The following is a 6348-nucleotide window of genomic DNA, read 5'->3' on the forward strand; positions in this document are numbered from 1 at the left end:
GCATTTTAAAGCGCCCCGACCCGCGCGGCCAGCTCAAGCCGGTAGCCGCCAATATCGACCAGCTGCTGATCGTGTTTGCCGTCGAGCCAGCGCCTCACCCCAACCTGATCGACCGCTACCTCGTCGCCGCTGAAGCCACGGGAATCGCGCCGGTACTGGTGCTCAACAAGACGGATCTGCTACCTGACGATGGCGGCGAGCTGGGGCAGCTGCTTGAGCGCTACCGGGCGCTTGGATACCCAGTGGTACGCACCACCACGTCCAACCCCGAGGGGCTGGATACGTTGCGCCAGCAGCTCGCGGGCCGCACCTCGGTATTCGTCGGCCAAAGTGGCGTGGGGAAATCATCGCTGATTGACCTACTACTGCCCGACGAAACCCTGCGTATTGGCGCGCTATCAGAAGATTCGCGTAAAGGCACGCACACGACGACCACGGCGCGTCTCTATGCCATGCGCAGCGACGAAGTCAGCAATGGCGAACTTATCGACTCGCCCGGCATTCGTGAGTTTGGCCTGATCCATCTGGACGAGCAGGAAGTGACCGATGGCTTCATCGAGTTCCACCCCTATTTGGGCCTTTGCCGCTTCCGAGACTGCCGCCACCGCAATGAGCCAGGCTGCGCTTTACTGGACGCCGTCGAGGCAGGCAAGATTCATCCAGAGCGTTTTGCCAGCTATCGACGTATTCTCGATAGCTTGAATCCTCAGTGACGAACCCGCAATGACCGGGGCGACATCGTCGTTACCCTCTTTGCGGTTGTCTTAATGTTAAGGACAGGGAGCCGGACATGAGCACCGCCAGCCACTCATCAGAACACAATCTATTGCCACTCATCGTAGAGCCGGAGCAGCTGCAAGAGCACTTACAGGCGCCTGAACTGCTGATTATCGATGTGCCCGTCAATGGCGAAAGCTACCGTCAGGGCCACGTTCCCGGCGCCATTTATCTGGATTTTCGCTACTTAATGCGCGGCGAAGGCCCGGTGCCCAACGACGTGCCGTCGGTGGAGTTTCTCTCCAAGTTATTCAGCGCGCTGGGCTTAACCCGCGACACCCATGTAGTGGCTTACGACGACGAAGGCGGCGGCTGGGCAGCTCGCCTGCTCTGGACGCTGGAGCTGATCGGCCACACCCGCTACTCTTATCTAAACGGCGGCATTCACGCCTGGCGCGACGCAGGCCTGGAAGAGAGCACCGAGCCCTCCGCGCCAACGCCAAGCGAATACCACGCTGAGATTCTCAACCCCAGCGCCGCCATTACTTGCGATGAGATCAAAGAGAAGCTCAGCAACAAACAGTTTGCCATTTGGGACGCCCGCTCCAAAGCGGAGTACGACGGCGAACGCGGCAACAACAAACACTTGGGACATATTCCTGGTGCAGTGAACATGGATTGGCTAGACGCCATGGATCGCAGCCGGGCGCTGAGAATCCGCGACTACGCCGAGCTCATGACCGAACTTAATGCCCTAGGGCTCACTCCCGATATGGAAATTGCCACCCACTGCCAAAGCCACCACCGCAGCAGTTTTACCTGGCTGGTCGGCAAAGCGTTAGGGTTCAATATGCGCGGCTATGCTGGCTCCTGGGGTGAGTGGGGCAACCGCGACGATACACCTATCGAGAAATGAAGATATTACTGTGACTTTTTCCCAAAAAGCCTTTTCACTACTTCAATACCCGCTGCCTCAGCACGCGCTGTCGCGCCTAACGGGTAAGTTCGCCCAGTGCGATAACCCCTGGGTGAAAAACACCCTGATTAACGCGTTTATTAAGCGCTTCAACGTGGATATGAGCCAGGCGCTAGAGCCAGACCCGATGGCCTACGCCACATTCAACGACTTTTTTACCCGCGCGCTGAAAGCGGATGCTCGCCCACTGGGCGAAGGAGTATTGAGCCCTGCCGATGGCACGCTTTCACAGTTTGGCCGCCTCACTACGGCGGGCACACTGGTACAGGCCAAGGGGCATACGTTTTCCGCCCAAACCCTGCTGGGCGGCGACAAAGCGTTAGCCGATGAGTTTTTGAACGGCAGCTTCGCGACGGTCTATCTCTCGCCAAGCGACTACCACCGCGTACATATGCCGGTGACCGGCACGCTGCGGGAAATGATCTACGTGCCGGGGCGACTCTTTTCGGTCAACCAAGCCACCGCCAACTATGTGCCCGGCTTGTTCGCTCGCAATGAGCGTTTAGTATGTATCTTTGATACCGAACACGGCCCCATGGCGATGGTGCTGGTCGGCGCCATGATTGTGGCCGCCATTGAAACCGTCTGGTCTGGGCAGGTAACACCACTGTCGGGCCACCCTCAGCGTATGCGCTTCGGGCAGCCAGTCGTGCTGGAGAAAGGTGCTGAGATGGGTCGCTTCAAGCTCGGCTCCACTGTTGTGTTGTGTTTCGCTAACCCCGTGGCGTTTGGCAACCACGCGCTAGGGGCAACAGTGCAAATGGGGCAGAGCCTCGCTACCCCAACGCCCTGAGCCAGGCTGGCCGCGTTCGTTAGCAGTTAGCCGTCGAAAACGCCAAGACCTCTTCCAGGCGCGCTTTACCCAGCGCTAATTGGATCAAACGATCCAGCCCTAGCGCCACGCCGGAAGAGGCTGGCAGCCCCTGTTCTAGCGCTGCCAGTAGATGAGCATCGACATCTACTTCAGGTAGCCCCAACCGGCGACGCTCGGCATTATCTGCGTCGAAACGCTGGCGCTGCTCCTCGGCATCGGTCAACTCATCGTAGCCATTGGCGAGCTCGATACCGTTCAGGTATAGCTCAAAGCGAGAGGCCACCCATTCGCCATCGGCATCCTGATGACGTCGCGCCAGCGCCGCTTGGCTCGCAGGATAGTCAACGACCACGCTAAGTTCTTGTTGCCCCAAGGTTGGCTCGATGACCATTCCCATGAGCAGATCCAGGCAAGTATCGCGCCCCTCCTCGGCTAGCGCTTGGGCCGACATATTGCCCCGCTGTGCTGCTAGCGTCCGCAGCGTGTCCAGCGACGTGGTGAACGGGTCCACCTCCAAGTGGCGATGAAAGAGTTCGCGATAACGGTAGTACACCACAGGGCCAGGTGACTGCGGCAATACGTGCGCCACCAGCGCCGTTGTCTCCTCTATCAACTGCGCCAGCGTGAAACCAGGGCGGTACCACTCCAGCATGGTGAATTCGATATTGTGCCGAGCCCCCACTTCGCCATCGCGAAAGCTTTTTGCCAGCTGAAAAATGGGACCGCTGTCCGCCGCCAGCAGTCGCTTCATATGAAACTCAGGCGAGGTTTGCAGCCACAGCTTGCGCTGACCTTTATCGGTGCGGGCAAGCGACGATAGCGACACTAGATGCACGTCGGTGCTGCCCCCTTGGCCGAGCACTGGCGTCTCCACTTCCCATATGTCCCGCGCAGCAAAAAAGGCGCGCACCGTCGCGATCAAACGTGCGCGCTCGCGCAAGGTGCCCATCGTTGCCGTTGGCTGCCAGTTCAGTGTCATTCCCTTCTCCCTAACAACATAAAGCCACGCAACAGTATCGCGTGGCTTTATGAACGAAATGCTTAAGCGACTACGTCTGCCGCTTTTATCATCGCGCGGTTAAGCGCGTGATACGTACTCACCAGAACGGGTGTCGATTTTCAGCACTTCACCCTGGTTGATGAACAGCGGTACGCGAACCACAGCGCCCGAAGAGAGCGTAGCTGGCTTGGAGCCGCCCTGCGCTGTATCACCCTTCAAGCCTGGGTCGGTTTCGACCACTTCCAACTCGATGAAGTTGGGCGGCGTAACCGAGATCGCCTTGTCATTCCAAAGCGTCAGGGTGTAAGGCACCTGCTCTTTGAGCCATTTTTCGGTATCGCCCAGGGCCTTTTTCTCTACCGCATACTGCTCGAAAGAGCCGTCGGTCTTCATGAAGTGCCACATATCACCGTCGGTGTAGAGGTACTCCATTTCTAGATCCATGACGTCAGCGCCTTCTAAAGAGTCGCCAGACTTGAATGTCTTTTCACCCACACGGCCTGTCATCAGGTTGCGCAGTTTCACGCGGTTGAACGCCTGGCCCTTGCCCGGCTTAACCAATTCGTTCTCAACGATCGAACAGGGGTCGCCGTCGAGCATTACTTTCAAACCTGCTTTGAATTCGTTGGTAGAATAGTTCGCCATAATGCCTCTCAATGGTCTGTTTCAATTGTCTATGTCGTACGTGCGGCGATCCGCCAGCCACTTACGTCACCGTCAGTTGCGTCATTGCGAATAGCAACGCCGCTAAGTGCGCGCATGATAACCCGAAGGAGGGCTTTTTGCAGGAGAACATCATTATCGCTGGTCACCACGCACCTGCCCAGGTTTCGACCTCCTGGCAGCAGCAGCTTTCTCATGCGATTCGTGATCCCAACACACTCTGCCAACGCCTTGGTTTAGGCGCCCAATGGCTGCCCGGCGCGCAGGCAGGACATCGCCTGTTCGATATTTGCGTGCCCGACGCTTACCTTGCCCGCATTAAGCCCAACGACCCTAATGACCCGCTGTTGCGTCAAGTGCTGCCTATAGGCGATGAAACACTGGCCTCACCGGGCTACGTCACAGACCCGTTAGAGGAAGCGGTCCACAGCCCCGTCAAAGGGCTGATCCATAAATATGCAAACCGGGTACTTCTGATAGCAAGCCCAGCCTGCGCAATCAACTGCCGCTACTGCTTTCGCCGCCATTTTCCTTATAACGAGAACTCGCCTTCCCGAGCCCAGTGGCAGGAAGCCCTGGACTACCTGCGTGCCGACACCTCTATTCACGAGGCGATCCTATCAGGAGGCGACCCCCTTGCCGCCAGCGACCGGCAGCTGGCGTGGCTAGTCGAACAGCTAGAGAGCATTCCTCACCTAAAACGGCTGCGTATTCACACCCGCTTGCCCGTGGTCATTCCTGACCGTGTGGATGAAGGCCTGCTGGGCTGGTTAGGCAGCACCCGCTTACAAAAAGTCGTCGTGCTGCATATCAACCACGCCAATGAAATTGATCAGGCCGTGGTGGATGCCTGCACGCGCTTAAAACAGGCAGGCGTCACGCTGCTAAACCAGAGCGTTCTATTACGGGGCATTAACGACAACGTGCCTACCCTCGCGGCCCTCTCGGAACGGCTGTTTGAAGCAGGCGTGCTGCCCTACTACCTCCACGTACTCGACCCAGTTCAGGGCGCCGCGCACTTTGACGTGCCTGACAAAGAGGCGCAAGCGCTCATTCAAGTGCTACTGGAACACTTACCCGGCTTTCTCATGCCACGGCTGGTGCGTGAAGTGCCAGGTAAGATGAGCAAAACGCCTTTGTGATCCTCCCCTGCCATTGGCCTCTTTGTTTCATTGCGGTGCGTAGCGCACCGCTCTACGCACCACGATAATGCATTACTCTATCATCAGCTTCTTAGAGTTAACTATAAAACCTCTATAACCTATTAAAATTAATGATTTTTATAGATGACGGCCAATATTTTGCTGTGTAGTTAAGTGTTACACATGGGGTATTGGCTGCCTTCGCTGCCACACAATCGAGTTTCCAATAGATCGCTAGGGTTCCGACGCCATCAACGATATGCCCCTGATGGACGTGGCTGGTCCGAGAGCGATCGACCTTGCAAGCGCAAGGTTACACGGCGGGATAAAAGCCCGGGAGGATAAGGCACAGTGATGCGCCGATGCCCCTGAGTTTTTTCTTAGCCGCTGGAGGCTCTCATGACCCGTTCCAATCGCTCTGCCCTCAAAAGCCTGTCCCTAGCTCCGCTGACCGCGGCGCTACTAGCATCATCCTTGACGATCACACCTACCCAAGCGCAAGAACGCAGCGACTTTAGCGTCTGCTGGTCGATTTATGCCGGCTGGATGCCTTGGGCCTATGCCGACGTAGAAGGCGTGGTCAATAAGTGGGCCGACGAATACGGCATTAGTATCGATGTCGTGCAGGTGAATGATTACGTGGAATCCATCAATCAGTTCACTTCTGGCAACGTCGATGGGTGTGCCATGACCAACATGGATGCTCTAACGATTCCATCGGCCAGCGGCGTCGACTCCACCGCACTGATTATCAACGATTACTCCAACGGCAATGATGGCATCGTGCTGAAAGGCAGCGATGACCTAGCCGATATTGCGGGCCGTCAGGTCAATCTCGTTCAATTCAGCGTCTCTCACTACTTTCTGGCCCGTGCTCTCGAAAGCGTTGGCTTGACTGAACGCGATATCGAAACGGTGAATACGTCCGATGCGGATATCGTCGGCCTGTTCGCGAGCGACACCACAGAAGCCGTCGCTGCCTGGAACCCCCAGTTAGGTGCCATCGAGGATATGGCGGATAGCAACGTGGTGTACA

7 protein-coding genes and 1 riboswitch are annotated in these 6348 nt (G+C 57.1%); of the genes, 5 read left to right on the plus strand and 2 right to left on the minus strand.

Annotation, left to right across the window (positions count from 1 at the left end; translation table 11 throughout):
- The 3 genes from rsgA to asd form a co-directional block, all read left to right on the plus strand.
- Nucleotides 1-713, plus strand: a 713-nt coding sequence (gene rsgA / locus BIS10_RS16620) for a ribosome small subunit-dependent GTPase A (protein WP_253506890.1), incomplete at its 5' end; no start/stop codon positions are given.
- A 77-nt stretch (nt 714-790) separates the two neighbouring features.
- Entirely contained in the window at nt 791-1633 is an 843-nt protein-coding gene (locus BIS10_RS16625; RefSeq protein ID WP_253506893.1) for a sulfurtransferase, read from the plus strand.
- A 10-nt stretch (nt 1634-1643) separates the two neighbouring features.
- Complete coding sequence (gene asd, locus BIS10_RS16630; protein ID WP_253506896.1) at nt 1644-2486, plus strand: archaetidylserine decarboxylase; 843 nt, start codon at nt 1644-1646, stop codon at nt 2484-2486.
- A gap of 19 nt (nt 2487-2505) precedes the next feature.
- Here the strand turns inward: asd and epmA are convergent, their stop codons facing one another.
- A complete protein-coding gene (gene epmA / locus BIS10_RS16635; protein ID WP_253506900.1) occupies nt 2506-3486 on the minus strand; it encodes an EF-P lysine aminoacylase EpmA in 981 nt (326 codons plus the stop codon).
- A 99-nt stretch (nt 3487-3585) separates the two neighbouring features.
- Nucleotides 3586-4152, minus strand: coding sequence for an elongation factor P (gene efp, locus BIS10_RS16640; protein WP_253506904.1), 567 nt, complete (start codon nt 4150-4152; stop codon nt 3586-3588).
- Nucleotides 4153-4289: 137 nt separating this feature from the next.
- Here efp and epmB point away from each other — a divergent pair, with 137 nt between their 5' ends.
- Complete coding sequence (epmB, locus tag BIS10_RS16645) at nt 4290-5312, plus strand: EF-P beta-lysylation protein EpmB (RefSeq protein WP_253506909.1); 1023 nt, start codon at nt 4290-4292, stop codon at nt 5310-5312.
- 223 nt (nt 5313-5535) lie between these two features.
- Nucleotides 5536-5654: riboswitch (guanidine-I (ykkC/yxkD leader) on the plus strand.
- A 57-nt stretch (nt 5655-5711) separates the two neighbouring features.
- On the plus strand, nt 5712-6348 hold a 637-nt coding region (locus BIS10_RS16650), incomplete at its 3' end, for an ABC transporter substrate-binding protein (protein WP_253506913.1).

The organism is Halomonas sp. 707B3 (genome assembly GCF_024158645.1).
Lineage (GTDB): Bacteria > Pseudomonadota > Gammaproteobacteria > Pseudomonadales > Halomonadaceae > Vreelandella > Vreelandella lionensis.

Excerpts from the sequence above, each read along its gene's own strand:
- BIS10_RS16625 (WP_253506893.1), top strand. The coding sequence starts at position 791 with ATGAGCACCGCCAGCCACTCATCAGAACACAATCTATTGCCACTCATC.
- efp (WP_253506904.1), bottom strand. The coding sequence starts at position 4,152 with ATGGCGAACTATTCTACCAACGAATTCAAAGCAGGTTTGAAAGTAATG.
- epmA (WP_253506900.1), bottom strand. The coding sequence starts at position 3,486 with ATGACACTGAACTGGCAGCCAACGGCAACGATGGGCACCTTGCGCGAG.